Source organism: Nonomuraea coxensis DSM 45129 (assembly GCF_019397265.1).
Classification (GTDB): domain Bacteria; phylum Actinomycetota; class Actinomycetes; order Streptosporangiales; family Streptosporangiaceae; genus Nonomuraea; species Nonomuraea coxensis.
In genome coordinates, this window is the sequence record NZ_CP068985.1 from 7,710,003 (window position 1) to 7,732,724 (window position 22,722).

Genomic DNA, 22,722 nt, shown 5'->3' on the forward strand with positions numbered 1-22,722 from the left:
CCCCGCCCGCGCCGTACGGCTCATGCGGAGATAGGTAGGTCAGGATGGTGGAAATGGTGGACAACCCCCGGCACGAGGCCCTGAGGCAGGCGCTGGAGGTCGTACGGCGGCAGGCGGAGCAGCTCGCGACCGCCCTGGACGAGCCGTTCCGCCGGTTCACCGGCTCCGCGGTGTGGGTGGGCCCGGCGGCGGGCCGGTTCGGCGAGGAGCTGAGCCGCCACCGGCAGCGGCTGCGGGACCAGGCCGCCAAGGTGACGCGGGAGCTGGAGGAGGAGCTGGGCCGTACGCCGAGGGAGGTCTCTCCCGCCGCCGCGCGGCGCGAGTCCTTGGGGCGGGGTTGAGCGCCGGTCGCGTCTAGGCTGGCCGGGTGAGCGTTCTGATCGTCACAGGGACGGGCGAGGCGGTGGGCAAGACCGTGGTGACGGCCGCCGTGGCCGCGCTCGCGCGGGCCCGGGGCGCGGGGGTGGCCGTGGTGAAGCCCGCCCAGACGGGGCTGGCCGCCGGCGTGCCCGGCGACCTCGACGCGGTGATGCGGCTGTCGGGGGTGACGACGACGTTCGAGCTGGGCCGGTTCGCCGAGCCGCTCTCGCCGGCCGCGGCGGCGCGGGCGGCGGGCCTGCCTCCGGTGTCCATGCCGGCGGTGGCGCTGCTGGTGCGCGAGCTGGCGGAGAGCAACCGGCTGGTGCTCGTGGAGGGCAGCGGCGGCCTGCTGGAGCGTTACGACGAGGACGGCGCCACGATCGCCGACCTCGCGAGGCTGCTGAGCGCGCAGGTGCTCGTGGTGTCCCGCGCCGGGCGTGGCGCGGTCAACCACGCCGCGCTGACCCTGGAGGCGCTGGCCCACCGCGGGCTCGATCTCGCCGGGCTGGTCATCGGGCGCTGGCCGGAGAAGCCCGGCCTGGTCGAGCGCAGCACGGTGGCGGATCTGGAGATGCTGGCGGCGCGCCCTCTGGCGGGCGCGCTCCCGGACGGCGCGGGCGCCCTCGGCGCGGAGGCGTTCGCGGAGGTGGCCCGCCGGGGTCTCGGTCCCACGCTGGGCGGCGCGTTCGACCCGTCGGCGTTCCGGCAGGTGACCGGGGGGTGGGGCTAGCCCCACCGTCGACCGGCACACCAAACCCATTTCGCGTCCTTGGTGGCGGTCAATACCGTTGAGGCCATGAAGGTCCCCCGCCCGTGGTCGGCGCGCGCCTGGCTGGACACGGCGCACGTGATGATCGGCCTTCCGGTCGCCGTGCTGCTGGCCGGCTCGACGATCGTGGCGATCGTCGTGCCGCCCGTGCTGCGGGGCGGCCTGCCGCTGTTCACCCGGTTGCAGCGCTCCCGGTTCGAGGTGTTCCTCGGGGCGCGCATCCCGCCCGTGCACACGCCGGGCAACCTGCGGAGCGCGGTCACGTGGCGGCAGATCGGCTATCACCTGCTGTCCCCCGTCGTGGGGCTGGTCGGCGCGGTCCTGGTGGCGCTCACCTGGGGCGGGGCGGTGGTGGGGCTGCTGGCGTTCCTGCCGGCCAGGATCGAGCGGCCGCCGCTGCAGTTCGAGTTCGACCTGCGGGACGGGCGGGTGGTCGTGGTCTTCATGGCGGCCGGGTTCGCGCTGCTGCTGCTCGCGCCGGTGCTGGCGCGCGGGATGGCGGCGCTGGACCTGTTCGTGGCCCGTACGCTGCTCGGCCCGAGCCGTTCCGAGCTCGGGCAGCGGATCGAGACGCTGACCGAGAGCCGGGCGGGCGTGATCGACGCCGCCGACGCCGAACGCCGCAGGATCGAGCGGGACCTGCACGACGGCGCGCAGCAGCGCCTGGTCTCGCTGGCCATGAACCTGGGCCTGGCCCGCGCCACCCTCACCGACCTGCCCGAGCCGGCCCGCGAGGCCATCGAGCGGGCCCACGAGGAGGCCAAGCAGGCGCTGAAGGAGCTGCGGGACTTCGTCCGCGGCCTTCATCCCGCCGTGCTCAACGACCAGGGGCTGGACGCGGCGCTGTCCGGCGTCGCCGCCCGCGCCCCCTTCCCCGTCAGGCTCCGCGTCGACATCGAGCGGCGCGTCACCCCGACCATCGAGGCGGTGGCCTTCTTCATCGTGTCCGAAGCACTCACCAACATCGCCAAGCACGCCGCGGCCAAGAGAGCCGAGGTGAGCGTGCGGCGCGAGCACGACCGCCTGCACGTGCTCGTCCACGACGACGGCTGCGGCGGCGCCCGCATGGACGCCGGCACGGGCCTGCGCGGCCTGGCCCAGCGCGTGGACGCCGTGGACGGCACGCTCAGACTGTCCAGCCCGCTCGGCGGCCCGACGACGATCGAGGTGGACCTGCCGTGCGCGTAGTGCTGGCCGAGGACTCCGTACTGCTGCGCGAGGGGCTGATCCGGCTGCTCGACGCCTCCGGCATGACGGTCGTGGCGGCCGTGGACGAGGCCGAGGGCCTGCTGCGGGCGGCCGAGGAGCACCGTCCAGAGCTGGTGATCACCGACGTGCGGATGCCGCCCACCCACACCGACGAGGGCCTGCGCGCGGCGCTGGTGCTGCGCCGCCAGCAGCCGGGGCTGCCGGTCCTGGTGCTCTCCCAGTACGTCGAGGAGCGCTACGCCGCCCAGCTCCTCGCCTCGGCCGCGGACGGCGGCGTCGGCTACCTGCTGAAGGACCGGGTCGCGGACGTCACCGAGTTCATCGACGCGCTGCGCCGCGTGGCCTCGGGCGGCACGGCGCTCGACCCCGAGGTGGTCGCGCAGCTCATCGTGCGCGGCGACAGCCATCCGCTGGAGCGCCTGACGCCCCGCGAGCACGAGGTGCTCCAGCTCATGGCCGAGGGCCGCTCGAACGCCGGGATCGGCCAGGCGCTGGTGCTCAGCGAGGGCGCGGTCGGCAAGCACATCGGCAACATCTTCACCAAGCTCGACCTGTCCCCCGCCGAGGGCGACCACCGGCGGGTGCTGGCCGTCCTCCAGTTCCTGAAGATCAGGAGCTCGCCATGAGAGCACTCTGGCTGACCGCCGGCGCGATGGCGACCGTGCTCGCGCTCCTCTGGTCCACGGCGGCGCTGTGGACCACCTTCGCCCGCGCCCGCGAACCGGTCGTCACGGACCTGCGGTCGATCCCGTTCGACGGCGACACGGTGGAGATCAAGGCCACGGCGACGCCGATCAGCCTGTACGTCGTGCCAGGCCGGGCCGGCGAGCTGCTGATCAGCCGGTCAATGAGCTGGTCGAAGGAACGGCCGAAGGTGGCCGAGGACTGGGACCCGGCCGCCGCCACGCTGCGGCTGGGCACCGACTGCCCCGGCTCCGACCAGCCGGACGGCCCGCTCTGCCGGGCGGACTACACCGTCTTCGTGCCGCCGGAGACCGACGTCGTGGCGGGGACGACCGCCGGGGAGCTCGTCGTGGACAACCTGTTCGGCAGCCTGCGGCTGACCTCGGTCTCGGGACCCGTACGGCTTGATGAGGTCGCCGGGCCGGTGTGGGCGCGGACCGGCAGCGGCGACATCGACGCCGACCGGCTGGGCGGCGAGTCGGCCGACCTGGAGACGGGCGCGGGCGAGGTGCGGGTGGCGTTCACCGGCCGGCCGGCGTCCGTGCGGGCCGTGGTGCGCACCAGGGGCGACGTCTCCGTCGTCGTCCCGCCCGCCGCGTACGCCGTGACGGCCTCCGGCACGAACGTCACCCTCGACATCGGAAGGGACATGACCGCGCCGCGGAAGATCGAGGTCAGCACGGTCGCGGGCGCGGTGTCGGTGTGCTGCCGGTGAAGGTCTGTTTACGAGTGTGACTCGTTGGTAAGTTCCCGGCATGGAGTCTGCGAAGCATGCCGGTGACGTGGCCGTCGCCGTGTCCAGGGCCTACGGGGCCGAGACCATGTTCACCCTGTCGGGAGGGCACGTCTTCCCGCTCTACGACGGCGCGGTGCACGAGGGCATGCGCATCCTCGACGTACGCCACGAGCAGAGCGCCGTGTTCGCCGCCGAGGCGACCGCCAGGCTGACGAGGAAGCCGGGCCTCGCCGTGCTGACCGCCGGTCCCGGCATCACCAACGGCGTCAGCGGGGTCGCCACCGCGCACTTCAACGGCTCGCCGGTGGTCGTGCTCGGCGGCCGGGCGCCGCAGTCCCGCTGGGGCAGCGGCGCGCTGCAGGAGATGGACCACCCGCCGCTGCTCGAACCGATCACGAAGCTGTCGTTCACCGCGAGCGGGGCCGACTCGGTCGGCCATGACGTCGAGATGGCCTTCCGCACGGCGGTCGCGCCGCACCGGGGCCCGGTCTTCCTCGACTTCTACATGGACCACCTGTTCGCCCCCTCGCAGCCGCACGCGGTGGAGACGCAGACGCCGTCGCCGCTGGAGCCGGACCCCGACGACCTGGCGGCCATCGCCCGGCTGCTGGCCGAGGCCGAGCGCCCGGTGCTGGTCTACGGCTCCGACGTGTGGATGGACCGTGCCGAGGAGGCCGCCCGCGACTTCGCCGAGACCTGGCGGCTGCCGGTCATCCCGAACGGCCAGGGCCGCGGCATCCTGCCCGCGGGCCACGAGCTGCTCGTCACGCGCGCCCGCGGGCTCGCCTTCGCCCAGGCCGACCTGGTGGTCGTGGTCGGCACGCCGCTCGACTTCCGGCTCGGCTACGGCTGGTTCGGCGGCAAGGACGGCGCCCCGCTGGCCAGGGTCGTGCACATCGCCGACGCGCCGTCGCAGCTCGCCACGCACATGCAGCCGGCCGCCAAGGCCGCGGGCGACCTGTCGGTGGTGTTCTGGGGCCTCGGCGCGGCCTGCGGCGACGCCGGGGTCAAGACGGAGAAGTACGCCTCCTGGGTCTCCAAGCTCTCCGAGGCGGCCGCCGCGGCCATCGCGGGCGACGCCGAGCTGCTGGCCGCCGACGCCGACCCGATCCACCCCATGCGCATCTACGGCGAGCTCAACCGGGTCCTGGACGACGACGCCGTGGTGATCGGCGACGGCGGCGACTTCGTCTCCTACGCCGGCAAGTACGTCGAACCGCGCCGCCCCGGCAACTGGCTCGACCCGGGCCCGTACGGCTGCCTCGGCACCGGCCTCGGCTACTCGATCGCGGCCCGCCTGGCCCGCCCGTCCTCGCAGGTGGTTCTGCTGCTCGGCGACGGCGCGGCCGGCTTCTCGCTGATGGACGTCGACACCCTCGTCCGCCACCGCCTCCCGGTCGTCATGATCTGCGGCAACAACGGCATCTGGGGCCTGGAGAAGCACCCCATGCAGCTGCTGTACGGCTACGACGTGGCCGCGGAGCTGCAGCCCCACTGCCGCTACGACCAGGTGGTCACGGCGCTCGGCGGTGGCGGCGAGCTGGTCACCGACCCGTCGGAGATCGGCCCGGCGCTGCGCAGGGCGTTCGACTCCGGCATCCCCTACATGGTGAACATCGCCACCGACCCGCAGATCGCCTACCCTCGCAACACCACGGGGGTGTGAGCGTCACTTGGAGGTGGTCGGGCTGGCCGTCGGGCTCGGCGACTCACAGCCGCCGTCGATGACGACCAGTTTGACCACCTTGCCGACCTCCAGCATCGTCCCGCCGGCCGGTGACTGGGCGGAGATCTTGCCGCAGCGCAGGCCGTCCGTGGTGACGGTGTTGTTGGTGACGCGGGCGTCGAACCCGGCCGCGGAGACCGCCTCCTGCGCGTCCTGGTAGCGCATGCCGATGACCTTGGGCACCCGCGCCTTCTTCTCGTCGGACGTCGGCGTGGCGGTGGGGGTCTTCGTGGGGGTCGGGGTCGGCGTCGGGGTCGGCGTGGGGGTCGGGGTGGGCTTCTCCGAGGTCTCCACCGCCTGGGGCCGGCTGGTGACGGGCCTGGGAGTGGGCGAGCTGGTCTTCTTGATCTTGCGCGGCTTGGACACCGTCGGCGAGGGCGACTCGGCGCCGTTCAGATGGCTGGTGGTGGGCGTGACCTGCGGCGGATCCGTGGTCATGCCGGTGAGCGCGACCGCCGTCGCGCCCGCGCCGAGCACCACCACGGCGGCGATGCCCGCGACCAGCCCGCCTCTGCGCGGCGCCTTGGCGGCGCGCCGCCCGCCGCGCCGCTCGGCGACCGTGGTCTGCTCCTGCGCGGGCAGGTGGGCGCCGGTCTTGTACGGCTCGTAGTGGCCGGTCTCGGCGTAGTGCCCGGCGGGCTCGTAGTGGCCGGTCTGGTCGTAGTGCCCCGGTTGCCGCTGCGGGTAGTCCGGCGGGGGCGCCATGGTGGCGCCGGTGACGGGCGCCTGGCCGGGCGACGGCTCGGGAAGGGCAGGGGCCTGCCCGCTGCCCGCGGCCCTGGCCGCGTCGCTCATGGCCTTGGCCGAGGGGAAGCGCCTGGCCGGGTCCTTCGACAGCGCGATCTCGACCAGGGCGCGCACCGGCTGCGGGATGTCGGCGGGCAGTGGCGGCGGCGCCTCGCGGATGTGCTTGAGCGCGATCGTGACGGCGCTGTCGCCGTCGAACGGCCGCTGCCCCACCAGGCACTCGTAGGCGACCACGCCGAGCGCGTAGATGTCGACGGCGGGCGTGACGGGCGCGCCCTCGGCCTGCTCGGGCGCGCAGTAGGCGGCGGTGCCCAGCACCATGCCGGCGTCGGTGAGCCGGTTGGCGAGGTCGGAGCGGGCGATGCCGAAGTCGGTGAGCACGAGCGTGCCGTCGCGCTGCACGAGCAGGTTGCCCGGCTTGACGTCGCGGTGCACGATGCCCTGGTCGTGGACGGCCTGCAGGGCGGAGGCGGCCTGCGCGATGAGCTCCATGGCCGCCTGGGGCGGGATGCGGCCCAGCCGGGCCAGCAGCCGGTCGAGCGGCTCGCCGTCGACGAACTTCATCACCAGGTAGACGGTGTCGCCGCTCACCCCGTAGTCGTAGACGTCGACGACGCCGGAGTGGTTGATCGTGGCCATCGCCCGCGCTTCCCCCTGAAAGCGAGCGACGAAGCCGGGGTCCTGCATGCGGCCCGGAAGCAGCACCTTGACGGCGACGGTGCGGGCGAGCACAGTGTCCTCACCACGCCATACCTCGCCCATGCCACCGGCGCCGATGCGGGTATCCAAGCGATACCGCCCCGCCAGTGTGGTTCCTTGGGCCACCATGATTCCCCCGCTACCCTCCTACCTCTGTAACCTCTCGCCCCCGCGGGTTCCCAACAAAGCGAACTTTTGTCGCGGCGAGGTAACACAGTGGTCACGGAACTCAGAGAGTGTACGACTCGCCTGACCCACATGCCACTCAAATGTCTTAAGCCGTACAAACCATATCCTGGGGCCTTGTGGTGGCACTTGTCCGCGTTTCCGGGAAGTCGGCACCCCTGTCGCTAGGCTGACCCCATGACGCTCGCTCCTGGTCTCCGCTCTCAACTGCTCATCATGGTCCAGATGGCGGACACCGCGAAGCGGGCCGGCAGCGGCGACGTGCCCGTGCTGGCCACGCCGCGCCTGCTCGCGCTCGCCGAGGCCGCGACCGTACGGGCGGTCGAGAAGCACCTCGCGCCCGGCGAGACCTCCGTCGGCACCCGGGTCACGCTCGACCACCTGGCGGCCAGCCCGCTCGGCACGCACGTGCAGGTCGGCGTCGAGCTGACCGAGGTGGACGGCCGCCGGCTGGTCTTCGCCTTCGAGGCCCACGACAAGCGCGGCGTCGTCGGCCAGGGCACCATCGAGCGCGTCGTCGTCGACCGGCACAAGTTCCTCGCGGGCGCGCAGCGCCGCCTCGGCTGAGAGCACGGCGGTCGGGCGATCAGCCGATGACGGCGATGAGGTCGCCTTCCTGGATCACGTCGCCCTCGGCGACCTTGAGCTGCGCGACCACGCCGTCGTCCTCGGCGAGCACCGGGATCTCCATCTTCATGGACTCCAGGATGACCAGCGTGTCGCCGTCCTCGACGGTGTCGCCCTCGCGGACGAGGACCTTCCAGACGTTGGCCACCATCTCCGCGCGTACCTCAGCCACCGGGGCTCCCCTCTTTCGTCAATGTGTTCACTCTAGGCCCGCCCGCCGCGCATCCGCGCGACGAGAGCGGTGTCGTAGTCGCCGGTCACGAACTCGTCGTGGTCCAGCAGCTCCGCGCAGAACGGCAGGTTGTTCCTCGGCCCCGCGACCGCGAACGCCTCGACGGCCTTGCGGCCCTTGGCCAGGGCGTCGGCGCGGTCCTCGCCGAGCACGCACAGCTTGGCCATGAGCGGGTCGTAGAACGGCGTGACGGCGTTGCCCGCCTCGTAACCCGAGTCGACCCGCACGCCGTCGCCGACCGGCTCCTCCCAGGTCGTGATGACGCCGGGGCCGGGGAAGAAGCGCTGGGGGTCCTCGGCGTAGACGCGGAACTCGATCGCGTGCCCCCGGGGCCGCACGTCGAGGTCGGGGCTCTCGCCGGCCGCCACCCGCAGCTGCAGCTCGACCAGGTCGAGACCGGTGACCAGCTCCGTGACCGGATGCTCCACCTGGAGCCGGGTGTTCATCTCCAGGAACACGAAGTCCTGGGCGCCGGCGTCCACCAGGCACTCGACCGTGCCCGCGCCGAGGTAGCCGACCGCCTCGCCGGCCCGCACCGCGGCGGCCAGCATGCGTTCGCGCAGTTCCGGGGTGATGCCGGGCGACGGCGACTCCTCGACGACCTTCTGGTGGCGGCGCTGCACCGAGCAGTCGCGCTCGCCGAGCGCCAGCACCCGGCCGTCGGGCAGGCCGAGGATCTGCACCTCGACGTGGCGGGCCCGCTCGACGTAGCGCTCGATCAGCACCGCGGGGCCGTCGAGCGCGTCGCCGGCGAACCTGGACGCCGCCCGCGCCGCCTGCTCGTACGCCTTGGCCAGCGCCTCGTCGTCGTGCGCCACGCTCATGCCGATGCCACCGCCGCCGCCCGCGGTCTTGACCATGACGGGGTAGCCGATGCGCTCGGCGGCCCGCAGCGCGAGCGACAGGTCGGTGACCGGCTCGCGGGTGCCCGCGGCGACCGGCACGCCGGCGGCCTCCATGAGGTTCCTGGCGTTGATCTTGTCGCCCATGCGGTCGATGGACTCCGGCGACGGCCCGATCCAGGTCATCCCGGCCTCGGCCACGGCGCGGGCGAAGGCGGCGTTCTCCGAGAGGAACCCGTAGCCGGGGTGGATCGATCGCGCCCCGGTGGCGCGGGCCGCCTCCAGCACCTTGGCGGCGTCGAGGTAGCTCTGCGCGGGGTTGGCGGGGCCGAGCGGCACGGCCACGTCGGCCTCCCGTACGAACGGCAGGCCGGCGTCGGCCTCCGAGTGCACGGCGACGGCCCGCAGGCCCATCCGCTTGACCGTGCGGATGATCCGGCGCGCGATCTCCCCCCGGTTGGCGATCAGAACGGGTCCGAGCGTCTCAGTCAGCACGCCGATCACCCTATGGCTGTGAAGGGCTTTTCCCCTTTCGCCCGAAACCACCGATCCTGTGGAGCTGATCTGTAGGAACTCGACAATGCGCTCAAAGCCGGCCGCGGTCGATGACCCGGGCCAGCGCCTCCAGCGCGTGCGGGTCGTACGCGCCGCCCGGCGCGGCGCGCACCCGCTCCAGCGCCGCGCCCGCCCGGTCGCGGTCGGTCGAGGGGCCCACCAGGTCGTCGTAGGCGTTGGCGACCTTGATGATCCGGCTGGACAGCGGCGGGTCGGCGGAGATCGGGTCGCACTGCCGCCGGACCACCTCGGCCACCCGGTCGAGCACGCCCGTCTGCCTGATGACCTCGGCGCCCAGCTCGGCGATGCGGCGGGCCTGCTCGGGCTCGGTGAGCACGGTCGCGCCGCCCGGGATCGGGTCGCGCAGCGAGAGCTGCCCGATGTCGTGCATCAGCGCCGCGTACTCCAGCTCCAGCAGCTCGGGCTCGGCCATGCCCAGCTCCCTGCCGACGGCCACGGCGAGGCGGCTCACCCGGCGCGAGTGGCCGGGCTCGACGTAGCCGCCGACCTCGGTGACCCGCGACAGCGCGCGCACGGTCTGCAGGTAGGTCGCCCGGATGCCCGCGTATTTGCGGAAGGCCACCTGCGTGACCAGCAGCGGAGCGGCGAACACCAGCAGCGCGACGAGGTCCATGCTGTGGGTGGCGAGCGCCAGCAGCACTCCGGACGCGGCGACGGCGGCGCCGAGCGGGAAGGCCATGTTGAGCTCGTCGCGCACCGCCACCCGGAACGCGGTGCGGACCTGCTCAGCCCGCAGCCAGGCGGCGATCAGCACGTCGACCAGCAGGCTGATCGCGATGAGCGTGACCATCACCGCGAGCGCCGGCCACCAGGTGCTGGTGGGCGGCTCAGTCATCCGGCGGAGCGGATCGGCCAGCGGGCGGAAGGCGAAGGCCAGCAGCGCGCCGGTGAGGAGCCTGCGGGCCATCGCGTCCAGCCGGGGCGGGCGGCCCACGGCCAGGTGGGGCGCGGCCCCCGCCGCCATGCCGACCGCGATCACCGCCACCACCTGCAGCGCGGAGTGGGTCAGCGGGTTCTGGCTGAGGTCGAGCAGCAGGGTGTAGCCGAGCGCGGCGGCGGCGCCGATGGGCGCGACCTCCCTGTTGCCCGGCATGGTGAGCCTGGCCAGCTCACCCACCGCGATGAGCGCGCCGAACCCGACGGCGATCTCCGGCCGTTCGAGCCCGACGGTCGCGGTGTGGGCGACGCCCGCCACGGCGACCAGGCCCGCCGCGCAGATGAGCAGCAACTGGCCCGAGTCGAGCCTGCGCAGGACGGTGTTGAGCGAGCGTCCCCTCGTGCGTGCGACACGTCCGGTGGCGATCATTGTCCGGTCACGACCTGGATGGGCATGGTGGGGTCGTCGTGGTCCTTGATCGGCGTGGCGACGGCCTCGGGCGGCGGCGGGTCGACCCGGCGCGGCGGCTGCCACGGCTCGCGTTCGAGCGCCCGGATGAAGGCGTCGACCATGACGGGGTCGAAGTGGGTGCCCGCGCTCTTGCGCAGCTCCTCGACGGCCACGGGCACCGGCCGGGCGCCACGGTAGGAGCGGTCGGAGGTCATCGAGTCGAACGCGTCGGCGACCGCGATGACCTTGGCGAACTCGGGGATCTCGTCACCCGCGAGGCCCATCGGGTAGCCGGTGCCGTCGTGCTTCTCGTGGTGGTGCATGATGCCGGCGTAGGCCTCGTCGAGGAAGCCGATGCCCCGGACGATCTCCAGGCCGCGCATCGGATGGAGCTGGATGGCCGCGAACTCCTCCTCGGTGAGCGGCCCGTCCTTCTGCAGCACCTTGGTGGGCACGCCGAGCTTGCCGACGTCGTGGAGCATGCCCGCGTAGCGGATCGCCCGCACCCGCTCCAGGCCCATGCCGATCTCCTGGGCGATCATCGAGGAGGCGTGCGAGACGCGCGTGCAGTGGCCCCGGGTGTAGTAGTCCTTCGTCTCGACGGCCTGGCACAGGGCGGCGATGGTGGCGTCGTACGAGCGCTGCTGCGCGTGATACTGCCCGAACGCCCACCGCGCCACGAACAGCGGCAGCAGCACCAGCACCGCCGAGATCGACTGCACGGTCGCCCAGAGCCCGGCCACGAGCAGCCCGAACGTGCCGTAGCCCAGATAGGACAGCAGGAACTGGACCATGCCGCGCAACGGCACCTCGGTGTCGCGCACCCCGGTGGCCAGCGCGATCATGGTGAGCGTGAGCACGATGTTGAGCGGCACGTAGACGGCGGTGGCCGCGGCGTAGGGCCCGATGAGCTCGTCGAAGGCGTTGACCTGGGGGACGCCGACCCGCCCGTCGAGCGCGAGGTAGACCTGCCCGGCCGCGTAGCCGCAGATGGCGAACTGGGCGCCGTTGAAGAGGCGTTTGATCAGCGGCAGCCCCGGCCGGACGCTCAGCACCGCGGTCAGCCCCACCAGGGCCGCGCCGTCGGGGCCGATGAGCACCACGGCGGCGAGCGAGGCGGAGAAGCTGACCGACACCGCGAACTGCTCCACGTTGAGCAGCGTGGGCATCGACTCGCAGACGAGGAACAGCAGGGCGAGCACCAGCAGGACGTCGAGGTCCTCGGTGGACGTGGGCGCGCCCGAGACGACCGCGCCGCGGGCGATGAGCGCGGCCGCCGCGCCGATGACGGCGACCAGGTAGACCCTCGCGGGCCACGGCAGGTCACGCATGCGGCTCCCCTCCGGCGTCGTCAGGTCCAGGACACGCCTGGAGGCGTCACGCCGCCGGCCCGCGCGGGCGTCCGGGCGACCGTCACCTTCACCATGCGATGCCTCCACGTCGACTTCTGGGATTCAACGCTACAGAAGACGACGCGGCCGCACCGGCCCGCCGGAGAATCGCAAGCAAAGCGTAATCAAGCCACTACGTGCGGCGATGCCTCCGCGCCCACTCGACGGTCTGCTTGAGGCCGGTCGCGAGGTCGGTACGGGGCTCCCAGCCGAGCCCGACGTGGGCGGGCACCGGGTCCACGGCCATGGCGGGCAGGTCGCCGAGCCGCGCCGGGGCGAAACCCGGCTTGTCGGGCGCGCCGGCGGCGTCGGCGATCAGCGCGTGCAGCCGGCGGTCGGTCGTCTGGATGCCGGTGCCGAGGTTGAACCTGTGGCCGTCGCCGCGCGGGCCGCAGGCGCGGGCGAAGCCGTCCACGACGTCCTCGACGTAGACGTAGTCACGGGTCTGCGTGCCGTCGCCGAAGACGACCGTGGGCGTGCCGTTGAGCAGGGCGTCGGTGAAGATCGACACGACGCCGGCCTCGCCCTCGGGCGACTGGCGGGGGCCGTAGACGTTGGAGAGCACCAGCGTGGTGTACTCGATGCCGTGCAGGGCGCGGAAGGCGGCGAGATAGATCTCGCCGCTCAGCTTGGAGGCCGCGTACGGCGAGCGCGGATCGGTCGGCGCGTCACCGGGCACCGGGATGGTGGCCGGCCGCCCGTAGACCGCCACGGACGAGGCGAACACCACCTTGCGGGCGCGGCCCTCGTGCGCCGCCTCCAGGACGCGGGCGGTGCCCTCGACGTTGACGGAGGCGTCGTGCACCGGGTCGGCGACGCTCCTGCGCACGCTGATCTGCGCGGCCAGGTGGCAGATGACCTCCGGCTGCACCTCGGCGGCCAGGCCCACCAGGGCCGGCTCGCGCACGTCGAGCACGTGCAGCCGGAACCGCTCGCTCGCGGCCGCCCCGCTCAGGTTGTCCCTGCTGCCGGAGGACAGGTCGTCCACGACGTGGACCTCGTGACCGTCGGCAAGCAGCCGATCGACGAGGTTCGATCCGATGAACCCGGCACCCCCGGTGACCAACACGCGCATGGGGAGCATCCTAGTCGGCGAGCTCGGCCCTCACCTGCGCGATGCGGTCGAGCACTTTCGAACGGAGGTCGGCGGGGACGGGGTCGCAGCCGCAGTGCTTGGCGACAAGCGCCTTGACCACCTTGTCGAGGTCGTATTCCTTCAGGCACGGGCTGCACTCGTCGAGGTGCACGCGGATCTCGACGACGTCGTGCTCGGTCAGCTCGCCGTCGAGATAGGCGTAGACCTTGTCGAGCACCTCGCGACAGTCGGTGTCGTGCGGGTTGCCACAGCTCATTTCGTTTCCTCCGCCGGGACCAGGCCGCGCTCACGGGCGTAGTCCTCAAGGAGGCCCCGCAGCTGCCTGCGTCCCCTGTGCAGCCTCGACATCACGGTGCCTATGGGAGTGCCCATGATGTCGGCGATCTCCTTGTAGGGGAAGCCTTCGACGTCGGCCAGGTAGACCGCGATCCTGAACTCCTCGGGCAACGCCGCGAGGGCCTGCTTGATGTCGCCGTCGGGCAGGTGCTCCAGCGCCTCGACCTCGGCCGACTTCAGGCCGCTCGAGGTGTGGGACTCCGCCCGCGCGAGCTGCCAGTCCTCGATCTCCTCGGTGCCGGACTGCTTGGGCTCACGCTGCTTCTTGCGGTAGCTGTTGATGAAGGTGTTCGTGAGGATCCGGTAGAGCCACGCCTTGAGGTTGGTGCCCTGCTGGAACTGATGGAACGACGCGAACGCCTTGGCGAAGGTCTCCTGCAGGAGGTCTTCCGCGTCCGCGGGATTTCGGGTCATCCGGAGCGCGGCGCTGTAGAGCTGTTCGAGATACGGCATGACGTCGCGTTCGAATCGCTCGCTCCGCTGCTCCAGCGTCTCCGCGCCTGTCGCGGGCACCGGACCCACCCCCCTAAGATCACCGGTGGCCGGCTGCTGCGGGTCACCGTACTCGGGGAAGGATACCCGCTGGGCCACCTCCGGCCCGGCATCGGGGAGGGGCGCTGCCAATGTGAGCATGCTCGTCGCAACATCCCCGCGCCCTCGTCTGTTCCCGCAAGATAGAAGGTACGAAGGACCCGGTGCGGGGAACGTCATACGTACCGGCTGGTAGCCCTTTTCCCGTCACCCAGGAGTCGCGTGTGCTGCCCATTCCGGCCGAGGAACTCAACGGCTCAGGGACGCTCGGGCCGTACTGGACGTTCTACCGCGCCGTCGCCGCCGAACAACTCAACCGCTGGCTTCCCGCCGACCCCTCCGTGATCCTCGACCTGTCCGGCGGCCGGGGGCGCTGGTCCGGGCAGGCGGCGAGGGCCGGGCACAAGGTGATCGAGCTGCTGGACTTCCGCCGCAGCGTGGACACGCAGTCCCGGTTGCGGGACGCCGACCGGGTCCGTCACATACGCGCCGACGATCTGGCGTTCCTTCCCGACGGGAGCGTGGACGCGGTGCTCGCCGAGGAGCGCGTGATGTCGATCGAGCTCATGGCGGAGTCGGCCATGAGCGACGTCGCCCGCGTGCTGCGGCCCGGCGGGCGCGCGCTGGTGTGCGTCGACTCGCTGGTCCTCGGCATGGCCATCCTCGCCGAGCAGGAGCAGTGGCAGCACCTGCGGCAGACCGGCGAGGTCATGCTCGTGCCCTGGCCCGACGGCAGCATCACGCGCTGCTTCAGCAGCGGGCAGCTGCGCGAGCTGCTGGTCGGCGCCGGCCTGGAGGTGGAGTGGATGCGGCCGCGCACGGTGCTGTCGCCGTCGACGGTGGACCACGTGCTCGGCTCCGACGCGCGCTCCCTGACCTGGCTGGTGCGCACGGAGCTGGAGGCCCACCCGGACGACGACGACACCGTCGGCATCCACCTCGTGGCCAGCGCGCGGAAGAAGGGCTGACGCCCCCGGGAGGGTGACCGCCGTTCTTCGTGGCCGGCGGCGCTCCCGTGAGGCCGGCGCCGGATCAGCGCCGCCGCTCCCGCTTCCCCTGGCACTGGACGCACCTGGCGGCCTCGGGCCGCGCCTCCAGCCGGCCTTCCGGGACCGGCCTGGCGCAGTCGACGCAGCGGCCGTACACGCCTTCCTCCAGGCGCTTGAGCGCCGCCACGACCGCGTCGCGCTGCGTCGCGGCCACGGTCAGCATGGCGCGGGCGCGGTCGGCGTCGGTCAGGTCGGAGCCGGCGTCGGCCGCGTGGCGCTCGCGCACGGCGACCGGGTCTCCCTGCAGGACGGCGATCGAGCGGTCCAGTTCGGCCAGCATGTCTTCCAGCCGCTCACGAGCGGTCGTGACGTCCACGAATCCGCACCTCCGGGTAAAAGGAAGCAGCCCGCGACAGGAACTCCCCGGATGTCCCGCCCGGTGCCATCAAAAGGGGCATGTGTGGCGGTGACCTCGAGTAAACGAATGCACCCGCTTTTCTCACCGAATGCCCACTTACTGTGCTTCCTACACCTTCAGAAAAGGGGCGTCTCCTCTTGTTCAGGGAGAGGTTTGATGAGGTCGGGCCCATTGTTTCGCACGTTGTTGACCTCCGTCGAGACCGCGTACGCGGTGAGCCGCCCCTGCTCGGCGGGCACCAGCAGCCGGGTGGCCTCGGCGGGGTCGGTGAGCTTGGGGTCGAGCCATTCGGCCCAGCGCTCCCGCTCGATCATCATGGGCATCCTGTCGTGGATGCGGCCCAGCTGGTCCTCGGCGTCCGTGGTGATCACGGTGCAGGTGACGAGCCATTTCTGCGGATCGTCGTCGTCGCGCGAGGGGTCCTTCCAGAACTCGTACAGGCCGGCCATGGCGAGCATCCCGCCGTCGGCGGGATGAATGTAGTACGGCTGTTTCTTGCGCTTCTCGCCCTCGACCGGCATCCATTCGAAGTAGCCGTCGGCGGGCAGCAGGCACCTGCGCTTGGCGAACGCCCGGCGGTAGGACGGCTTCTCCGCCACCGTCTCGATCCTGGCGTTGATCATGCGCGAGCCGATCGACGGGTCCTTCGCCCAGGCCGGCACGAGGCCCCACTTGACGACCCTGAGCTGCCGCACCGCGCGGTCGCCCTCGGCGGGCACGCGGTCCATGATCGCGTAGACGTTCTTGGTGGGCGCGACGTTGTAGTCGGCGCCGAGCTCCTTGTCCGGCTCACCGTCCAGCTCGACCTGGAACTCCTCCAGGATCTCGTGCTTCTTGCGCGCCGAGGCGTATCTACCGCACATGACCCCACCCTGCCACGTGACACCGACACCTACGCCTTCCCGCCGCGTGTTCCCCGTCGTCCGCAGGTGGGCACCCCCGCCCGCCGCGCCCGGATAGGCTTTCACCATGTCCGTTCCGCACTGGCCCGCGCCCACCGCCGCCACGCCCGTCAGCGCCACCGTGCCGCTGCCCGGCAGCAAGTCGGTGACCAACCGCGCGCTCGTCCTGGCCGCCCTCGCCGACGGTCCCGGCGTGGTCCGCAGGGCCCTGCGCAGCCGCGACGCCGACCTCATGGTCGCCGCGCTGCGCGCGCTCGGCGCCCGGCTCGAGCCGTCCGCCGAGACCCCGGCGAGCGTCGACTGGCACGTCACGCCCGGCCCCGTCCGCGGCGGCGCGGCCGTCGACGCCGGCCTCGCGGGCACGGTCATGAGGTTCGTGCCGCCGATCGCCGCGCTGGCCGACGGGCCGGTCTCCTTCGACGGCGACCCGCACGCCCGCAAACGCCCGATGGGCCCCATCCTCGACGCCCTGCGGGCGCTCGGCGCGCGGATCGACAACGACGCGCTGCCGTTCACCGTCACCGGGCCGCTCACCGGCGGCGAGGTCACGCTCGACGCCTCGGGCTCCTCGCAGTTCGTGTCGGGGCTGATGCTGTCGGCCGCGCGGTTCCCCAAGGGCGTCACGATCCGGCACGCCGGCCCGCCGGTGCCCTCCCAGCCCCACATCCAGATGACCGTGCAGATGCTGAGGGCGGCCGAGGTCGCCGTCGACGACAGCGAGCCCGACGTGTGGCGGGTCGAGCCGGGGCCGATCGCGGCGCGCGACGTCACGGTGGAGCCCGACCTGTCCAACGCGGCGCCGTTCCTCGCCGCCGCGCTCGTCACCGGCGGCGCCGTCACCATCCCCGCCTGGCCGCGCGTCACCACCCAGCCGGGCGACGCGCTGCGCGGCCTGCTCACGTCCATGGGCGCCACCGTCGCCCGCGACGAGCACGCCGGCGCCGCCGACCTGACGGTCACCGGCACCGGCGAGATCACCGGCATCGACGCCGACCTGCGCGAGGTGGGCGAGCTCACGCCCACGATCGCCGCCCTGGCCGCGCTGGCCACGACGCCCACCCGCATCCGCGGCGTGGCCCACCTGCGCGGCCACGAGACCGACCGGCTGGCCGCGCTGGCCACCGAGATCAACCGCCTCGGCGGCGACGCCGAGGAGACCGGCGACGGCCTGGTCATCCGCCCGCGCCCGCTGCGCGGCGGCGTCTTCCACAGCTACGACGACCACCGCATGGCCACGGCCGGCGCGGTGATCGGCCTGCGCGTGCCCGGCGTCGAGGTGGAGAACATCGCGACGACCGCCAAGACCCTGCCGGAGTTCGCCGCCATGTGGACGGCGATGCTGGAGTCCCGGTGACCGGACAGGCTGGTTTCGCGACCGGCGCTCCGGGCACCTGCCGGACGAGCCGAAGGAAGGAACACGCACGCATGGGAGCGGACCGCTGAGAAAGCGGGAATACGACGAGGACGACGTACGGGTGAGGCCGGGCAAGGGGTCGCGGCCGCGCACCCGCATCCGCCCTGCCCACGAGGACGCCGTCGAGGGCTTCGTGGTCGCCGTCGACCGGGGCCGCTACACCGTCCTCGTCGAGCCCGACCGCGCCAGGGGCTCGGCGCAGCGGCGCAAGCAGCAGCAACGCCGGCTCGTGGTCGCCATGAAGGCCCGCGAGCTGGGCCGCAAGGGCATCGTGGTCGGTGACCGGGTGGCGCTGGTGGGCGACGTGTCGGGCCGCCCCGACACCCTGGCCCGGGTGGTGCGCGTGGAGCCGCGCACCTCGATGCTCCGCCGTTCTGCCGACGACACCGAGGACACCGACGGCATCGAGCGCCCGATCGTGGCCAACGCCGACCAGCTCGTGATCGTCACCGCGCTCGCCGACCCGCCGCCCAGGCCGCGGATGATCGACCGCATCCTGGTGGCGGCGTTCGACGCCGAGATCGACACCCTGCTCTGTCTCACCAAGTCCGACCTCGCGCCGCCCGACGGCCTCGTGGCCCTCTACGAGCCGCTGGGCGTCTCGCACGTGGTCGTCCACAAGGGCGGCTCGCTCGACGAGCTGCGCGAGCACCTGGCCGGCCGGATCAGCGTCCTGGTCGGCCATTCCGGGGTCGGCAAGTCCACCCTGGTCAACGTCCTGGTCCCCGACGCCAACCGGGCCGTCTCCCAGGTCAACGCGGTCACCGGCCGGGGCCGGCACACCTCCACCTCGGCGGTGGCCCTTGAGCTGCCGGAGGGTGGCTGGATCATCGACACGCCGGGGGTGCGCAGCTTCGGCCTGGCCCACGTGTCGGTGGAGACGGTGCTGGCCGCCTTCCCCGACCTCGTGGAGGGCACGGTCGACTGCCCCAAGGGCTGCACGCACCTGGCCGACGGCTGCGCGCTCGACGCCTGGGCCGCCGCGGGCAACGCCGATCCCGCCCGCCTGGAGTCGCTGCGCCGCCTGCTGTCCAGCCGCGAGGGCGCGCTCGACGACGCCGCCGAACGCGCCACGTGACGCTCAGCGCCGGTGGGGCCGCAGGGTCCAGGTGATGGCGACCGTGGAGACGACGACGCCGTCGCCGTCCGTCAGCTCCACCGCCACCTCGAACTCCGGCCGCCCGCCCGCGTCCAGCTCGGCGGCCACCGCCTTCCTTTCTGCCAGGAGCCGGGCCTCGGCGCGCACCTCGCCCTTGGCGAACTTGCGGTACTCGACCCTGGCGCCGGTGGTGAGCGGCACGGCCCGGCCGAGCTCGTCCCCCAGCAGCGAGAGCATGGCCGCTCCCGAGGCGGTCTCGGCCAGCGTGAACAGCGCTCCGGCGTGCGGCCCCGCCACGTGGTTGCGCACGTCCTCGCGATCGGGCAGGCGGCAGACCGCCCGCCCGTCGCCCACCTCGTCGAACACGATCCCCACAGTCCGGGCGAAGGGGACGGTCTCCAGCAGCAACGCACCAACATCTAACGACATATCGGCATGCTACCGGTGAGTAACTGAAGGGGCGGTTACCAGAAAAGGGACGTCTGCGACTGATGTTCCGTCCGCCCGGCACGGTAGCGTGGGCGACCGTGCAGGGTTACAACGATGATCTGCGCCTCGCGCACGTCATGGCGGACGCCGCCGACGACCTCACCATGCGCCGGTTCAAGGCCGTCGACCTCAAGGTCGACACCAAGCCCGACCTCACCCCGGTCAGCGACGCCGACCGCGCCGTCGAAGAGACGATCCGCGGCACGCTGCGCCGGGCACGGCCCCGCGACGCGGTCGTGGGCGAGGAGTTCGGCACCACCGGCAGGGGCGCGAGATCCTGGATCATCGACCCCATCGACGGCACCAAGAACTACGTGCGCGGCGTGCCCGTGTGGGCGACGCTGATCGCCCTCATGGAGTACGGCCGCGTCGTCGTCGGCCTGGTCTCGGCCCCCGCGCTCGGCCGGCGCTGGTGGGCGGCCACCGACGGCGGCGCGTGGACCGGCAAGAGCCTGGCCAAGGCGTCCCGGATGCGCGTCTCCTCGGTCTCCCGCCTGGAGGACGCCTCCTTCTCCTACTCCAGCTTCGGCGGCTGGGAGCAGACCGGCAGGCTCGACACCTTCCTCGACCTCAGCCGCGCCTGCTGGCGCACCCGCGCCTACGGCGACTTCTGGTCGCACATGATGGTCGCCGAGGGCTCGGTCGACTTCTCCGCCGAGCCCGAGCTGTCGGCCTGGGACATGGCCGCGCTCACGGTCATCGTCGAGGAGGCCGGCGGCGTCTGGACCGACACCACGGGCGTACGCGGCCTGGAGGGCGGCAGCCTGGTCTGCAGCAACGGCCTCCTGCACGACGAGGTCATCGCCCGACTCAACGGCACCCGCGTCCGCTGACCGGACGCGCTCACAGCTCCAGCACCCGCCGCACCGCCGCCATCAGGCTCGCCCGGTAGGACCCGCCGTACAGCACGACGTGCACCAGCAGCGGATGGAGCTGGTGCAGCGGCACCCGCTCGCGCCACCCGTCCGCGAGCGGCCACTCCTCCCGGTACGCCCCGAGCACCCGGTCCAGGTGAGGCAGCCCGAACAGCGCCAGCATGCCGAGGTCGGTCTCCCGGTGCCCGCCGTGGGCGGCCGGATCGACCAGCACCGCCGAACCGCCCGACCACAGCACGTTCCCGCTCCACAGGTCCCCGTGGATCCGGGACGGCGGCCCGTCAGGACCGGCCACCTCGGCGAAACGCGCCACGGCCCGCTCGACCTCGGCCACGTCGGCCGCCGGCAGCCGCGCCTGACGCAGGAACGGCAGGACCCGCCGCTCGGCGTAGAACTCCGGCCACGAGCCGCACGGCCGGTTGTCCATCGGCAGCTCGGCGATGAACCCGGGCCACGGCGCGCCGAACGCCTCCGCGCCCGCCCGGTGCATCCGGGCCAGCTCCCGCCCGAACCGCTCGGCCGCCGCCGGCCCCGGCGGCTCCTCCTCCACCCAGGACAGCACCAGCCGGTCCGGCTCCACCTCGATCACCTCGGGCACCGCGACGACCTCGCCCAGCCAGCGCAGCCCCGCCGCCTCCGCGGCGAACACCTCCGCCACCACGCCGGCGGGCCCGCTCTTGACGAACACCGGCCGCCCGTCGTCCAGCACGCCCTGCCGCAGCCGCCAGCCGTGGGACGTGCCGAGCTCCCTAACCGATCTCATCGGCGACGTGCTTGGCCACGCCCTCGGCGGCCGCCTCGACCAGCGAGAGCACCTCCTCGAACCCCTCGGGCCCCCCGTAGTACGGATCGGGCACCTCGGCCCCCGCCGGCGCCGCCGGATCGAACGAGCGGAACAGCCGCACCTCCACCCCGGCGGGCGCGAGCCGCCGCAGATTGGCCAGGTTGTCCCGGTCCATGGCCAGCACCAGGTCGTAGCGGTCGAACCAGTCGGCGGTGAACTGCCGGGCGCGGTGCGCGGCCCCGTCGTAGCCGCGCTCGGCCAGGATGCCGAGAGCCCGCTCGTCCATGGGCTCGCCCACGTGCCAGCCGCCCGTCCCCGCGCTCTCGACCACGACGCGCTTGCCCAGCCCGCGCTCCTCCAGGACCCGCCGCAGCACGATCTCCGCCATGGGCGACCGGCAGATGTTCCCCATGCAAACCACGCATACGCGATACGTCATAACACCCATCATGAGGGTGACCGGGGGCGTTCACCGTACGTTCACCCTTGCTAGGGATCCGAGTCACTTTCGCTGCGTAGCTTCAACGGCGACTGAGGACCAAGTGAAAAGGAACCCCACCGTGAAGTATGCAGGCCGGCTCGCCGCCGTCGCCGTCGTCGGTGCGCTCTCGCTCGCTGCGTGCGGCACAGACAACAACGCCTCGGCGGGCAACGCTGGCACCACCGCCGCCAGCGCCCCCGCCGCGGGCAACGACAACGCCCTGAGCGGCACCATCAACGCCGCGGGCTCCTCCGCCCAGGCCAACGCGATTGACGAGTGGAAGAAGAACTTCCAGGCCACCAACTCGGGCGTGAGCATCAACTACCAGCCCAGCGGCTCGGGCGCGGGTGTGCAGGCCTTCATCCAGGGGACGGTCTCCTTCGCCGGCTCCGACTCCGCCCTGAACGACGAGAAGGGTGAGCCGGCCCAGGCCGACGCCCGCTGCAAGACCGGCAAGGCCATCAACCTCCCGATGGTGACCGGCCCCGTCGCCGTGGTCTACAACCTGCCGGGCGTGGACGGTCTGCAGCTCTCCCCCAAGACCATCGGCGGGATCTTCAACAGCCAGATCACCAAGTGGGACGACCCGGCGATCAAGGCCGAGAACCCCGACGCCAAGCTGCCCTCCACCCCGATCCAGGCGTTCCACCGCTCGGACGAGTCGGGCACCAGCGACAACTTCACCAAGTTCCTCAAGGCCACGGCCGAGTGGCCGTACGACCCGGCCAAGGCCTGGCCCGCCGAGGCCAAGGGCCAGGGCGCCAAGGGCTCCGACGGCATCGCCTCCTCGGTCAAGGACACCGAGGGCGCCATCAGCTACGTCGAGATGTCGTACGCCGACAACTCCCAGCTCCAGAAGGCCAAGGTGGCCAACGGCTCCGGCGAGTTCGTCGAGCTGACCCCGGAAAGCGCCGCCAAGACGGTCGAGACCGCCGAGATCAAGGGCACCGGCAACGACCTCAAGCTCTCGATCGACTACGGCACCAAGACCGCGGGCGCCTACCCGATCGTCCTGGTGACGTACGAGATCACCTGTGAGAAGGGCCTGCCCGCCGAGGAGGCCAAGCTGGTCAAGGAGTTCCTCACCTACACCGCCAGCGACGAGGGCCAGGCGGCGCTCAAGGACCTGGGCTACGCCCCGCTCGCCGGCGGCCTGCTCACCAAGGTCCGCACCGCCATCGAGGCCATCTCCTAGCG

The 22,722-nt window shown here is 72.5% G+C and carries 25 protein-coding genes; 12 read left to right on the plus strand and 13 right to left on the minus strand.

Annotation, left to right across the window (positions count from 1 at the left end; genetic code table 11):
- Positions 1-53 precede the first annotated feature (53 nt).
- The 6 genes from Nocox_RS36070 to Nocox_RS36095 all read left to right on the plus strand — a co-directional run bounded on the left by Nocox_RS36070 (position 54) and on the right by Nocox_RS36095 (position 5,424).
- Positions 54-341 (plus strand): hypothetical protein, encoded by a 288-nt coding sequence (locus Nocox_RS36070; RefSeq protein ID WP_020544167.1) that lies wholly within the window; start codon positions 54-56, stop codon positions 339-341.
- Positions 342-367: 26 nt separating this feature from the next.
- On the plus strand, positions 368-1,090 hold the full coding sequence (gene bioD / locus Nocox_RS36075) for a dethiobiotin synthase (protein ID WP_020544168.1): 723 nt from the start codon (positions 368-370) through the stop codon (positions 1,088-1,090).
- Positions 1,091-1,156: 66 nt separating this feature from the next.
- Positions 1,157-2,317 carry a sensor histidine kinase gene (locus tag Nocox_RS36080; RefSeq protein ID WP_020544169.1) on the plus strand — a complete coding sequence of 387 codons (1,161 nt, stop codon included), beginning with the start codon at positions 1,157-1,159 and terminating at the stop codon, positions 2,315-2,317.
- A complete protein-coding gene (locus tag Nocox_RS36085; protein ID WP_026214530.1) occupies positions 2,308-2,964 on the plus strand; it encodes a response regulator transcription factor in 657 nt (218 codons plus the stop codon). The genes Nocox_RS36080 and Nocox_RS36085 overlap by 10 nt, the downstream gene beginning before the upstream one ends.
- The gene (locus tag Nocox_RS36090; protein ID WP_020544171.1) at positions 2,961-3,737 is read left to right on the plus strand and encodes a DUF4097 family beta strand repeat-containing protein; all 777 of its coding nucleotides are present in this window, start codon (positions 2,961-2,963) and stop codon (positions 3,735-3,737) included. The genes Nocox_RS36085 and Nocox_RS36090 overlap by 4 nt, the downstream gene beginning before the upstream one ends.
- A gap of 40 nt (positions 3,738-3,777) precedes the next feature.
- Positions 3,778-5,424 carry an acetolactate synthase gene (locus tag Nocox_RS36095; protein ID WP_026214531.1) on the plus strand — a complete coding sequence of 549 codons (1,647 nt, stop codon included), beginning with the start codon at positions 3,778-3,780 and terminating at the stop codon, positions 5,422-5,424.
- A gap of 3 nt (positions 5,425-5,427) precedes the next feature.
- Here the strand turns inward: Nocox_RS36095 and Nocox_RS36100 are convergent, their stop codons facing one another.
- A complete protein-coding gene (locus Nocox_RS36100; protein ID WP_026214532.1) occupies positions 5,428-7,059 on the minus strand; it encodes a protein kinase domain-containing protein in 1,632 nt (543 codons plus the stop codon).
- 234 nt (positions 7,060-7,293) lie between these two features.
- Between Nocox_RS36100 and Nocox_RS36105 the strand changes: the two genes are divergently transcribed.
- Positions 7,294-7,683, plus strand: a complete 390-nt coding sequence (locus tag Nocox_RS36105) for a thioesterase family protein (protein ID WP_026214533.1) — start codon at positions 7,294-7,296, stop codon at positions 7,681-7,683.
- 19 nt (positions 7,684-7,702) lie between these two features.
- On the opposite strand, the gene Nocox_RS36110 is transcribed toward Nocox_RS36105, so the two are convergent.
- The 7 genes from Nocox_RS36110 to Nocox_RS36140 all read right to left on the minus strand — a co-directional run bounded on the left by Nocox_RS36110 (position 7,703) and on the right by Nocox_RS36140 (position 13,996).
- Complete coding sequence (locus Nocox_RS36110) at positions 7,703-7,915, minus strand: biotin/lipoyl-binding carrier protein (RefSeq protein WP_020544174.1); 213 nt, start codon at positions 7,913-7,915, stop codon at positions 7,703-7,705.
- 32 nt (positions 7,916-7,947) lie between these two features.
- Entirely contained in the window at positions 7,948-9,312 is a 1,365-nt protein-coding gene (locus Nocox_RS36115; protein ID WP_246649661.1) for an acetyl-CoA carboxylase biotin carboxylase subunit, read from the minus strand.
- 91 nt (positions 9,313-9,403) lie between these two features.
- Positions 9,404-10,699 carry an HD-GYP domain-containing protein gene (locus Nocox_RS36120; protein WP_020544176.1) on the minus strand — a complete coding sequence of 432 codons (1,296 nt, stop codon included), beginning with the start codon at positions 10,697-10,699 and terminating at the stop codon, positions 9,404-9,406.
- Positions 10,696-12,051, minus strand: coding sequence for an HD-GYP domain-containing protein (locus Nocox_RS36125; RefSeq protein ID WP_020544177.1), 1,356 nt, complete (start codon positions 12,049-12,051; stop codon positions 10,696-10,698). The genes Nocox_RS36120 and Nocox_RS36125 overlap by 4 nt, the downstream gene beginning before the upstream one ends.
- A gap of 193 nt (positions 12,052-12,244) precedes the next feature.
- On the minus strand, positions 12,245-13,186 hold the full coding sequence (locus Nocox_RS36130; protein WP_020544178.1) for an NAD-dependent epimerase/dehydratase family protein: 942 nt from the start codon (positions 13,184-13,186) through the stop codon (positions 12,245-12,247).
- A gap of 10 nt (positions 13,187-13,196) precedes the next feature.
- Complete coding sequence (rsrA, locus tag Nocox_RS36135; protein ID WP_020544179.1) at positions 13,197-13,463, minus strand: mycothiol system anti-sigma-R factor; 267 nt, start codon at positions 13,461-13,463, stop codon at positions 13,197-13,199.
- The gene (locus Nocox_RS36140; RefSeq protein WP_242375979.1) at positions 13,460-13,996 is read right to left on the minus strand and encodes a sigma-70 family RNA polymerase sigma factor; all 537 of its coding nucleotides are present in this window, start codon (positions 13,994-13,996) and stop codon (positions 13,460-13,462) included. The genes rsrA and Nocox_RS36140 overlap by 4 nt, the downstream gene beginning before the upstream one ends.
- Before the next feature lie 302 nt (positions 13,997-14,298).
- Between Nocox_RS36140 and Nocox_RS36145 the strand changes: the two genes are divergently transcribed.
- Entirely contained in the window at positions 14,299-15,042 is a 744-nt protein-coding gene (locus Nocox_RS36145; protein WP_020544181.1) for a class I SAM-dependent methyltransferase, read from the plus strand.
- 64 nt (positions 15,043-15,106) lie between these two features.
- Here Nocox_RS36145 and Nocox_RS36150 read toward each other — a convergent pair whose 3' ends face one another.
- Together Nocox_RS36150 and Nocox_RS36155 are read right to left on the minus strand one after the other, a co-directional pair.
- Positions 15,107-15,439, minus strand: coding sequence for a TraR/DksA family transcriptional regulator (locus Nocox_RS36150; protein WP_020544182.1), 333 nt, complete (start codon positions 15,437-15,439; stop codon positions 15,107-15,109).
- A gap of 158 nt (positions 15,440-15,597) precedes the next feature.
- Positions 15,598-16,344, minus strand: a complete 747-nt coding sequence (locus Nocox_RS36155; RefSeq protein ID WP_020544183.1) for an SOS response-associated peptidase — start codon at positions 16,342-16,344, stop codon at positions 15,598-15,600.
- A gap of 106 nt (positions 16,345-16,450) precedes the next feature.
- Here Nocox_RS36155 and aroA point away from each other — a divergent pair, with 106 nt between their 5' ends.
- Complete coding sequence (aroA, locus tag Nocox_RS36160) at positions 16,451-17,737, plus strand: 3-phosphoshikimate 1-carboxyvinyltransferase (RefSeq protein WP_020544184.1); 1,287 nt, start codon at positions 16,451-16,453, stop codon at positions 17,735-17,737.
- 121 nt (positions 17,738-17,858) lie between these two features.
- Positions 17,859-18,875 carry a ribosome small subunit-dependent GTPase A gene (gene rsgA / locus Nocox_RS36165; RefSeq protein ID WP_020544185.1) on the plus strand — a complete coding sequence of 339 codons (1,017 nt, stop codon included), beginning with the start codon at positions 17,859-17,861 and terminating at the stop codon, positions 18,873-18,875.
- A 3-nt stretch (positions 18,876-18,878) separates the two neighbouring features.
- Here rsgA and Nocox_RS36170 read toward each other — a convergent pair whose 3' ends face one another.
- Positions 18,879-19,325 carry a DUF4442 domain-containing protein gene (locus Nocox_RS36170; RefSeq protein ID WP_026214535.1) on the minus strand — a complete coding sequence of 149 codons (447 nt, stop codon included), beginning with the start codon at positions 19,323-19,325 and terminating at the stop codon, positions 18,879-18,881.
- A gap of 62 nt (positions 19,326-19,387) precedes the next feature.
- On the opposite strand from Nocox_RS36170, the gene hisN reads away from it, so the two are divergent.
- Positions 19,388-20,218, plus strand: a complete 831-nt coding sequence (hisN, locus tag Nocox_RS36175) for a histidinol-phosphatase (RefSeq protein WP_020544187.1) — start codon at positions 19,388-19,390, stop codon at positions 20,216-20,218.
- Positions 20,219-20,228: 10 nt separating this feature from the next.
- On the opposite strand, the gene Nocox_RS36180 is transcribed toward hisN, so the two are convergent.
- Both Nocox_RS36180 and Nocox_RS36185 read right to left on the minus strand, forming a co-directional pair.
- Positions 20,229-21,023: a fructosamine kinase family protein gene (locus Nocox_RS36180; RefSeq protein ID WP_020544188.1), complete on the minus strand. Its 795-nt coding sequence runs from the start codon at positions 21,021-21,023 to the stop codon at positions 20,229-20,231.
- Positions 21,010-21,432, minus strand: a complete 423-nt coding sequence (locus tag Nocox_RS36185; protein ID WP_246649662.1) for a low molecular weight protein-tyrosine-phosphatase — start codon at positions 21,430-21,432, stop codon at positions 21,010-21,012. The genes Nocox_RS36180 and Nocox_RS36185 overlap by 14 nt, the downstream gene beginning before the upstream one ends.
- 172 nt (positions 21,433-21,604) lie before the next feature.
- Between Nocox_RS36185 and pstS the strand changes: the two genes are divergently transcribed.
- Positions 21,605-22,720: a phosphate ABC transporter substrate-binding protein PstS gene (gene pstS, locus Nocox_RS36190; RefSeq protein WP_020544190.1), complete on the plus strand. Its 1,116-nt coding sequence runs from the start codon at positions 21,605-21,607 to the stop codon at positions 22,718-22,720.
- Positions 22,721-22,722: the final 2 nt, after the last annotated feature.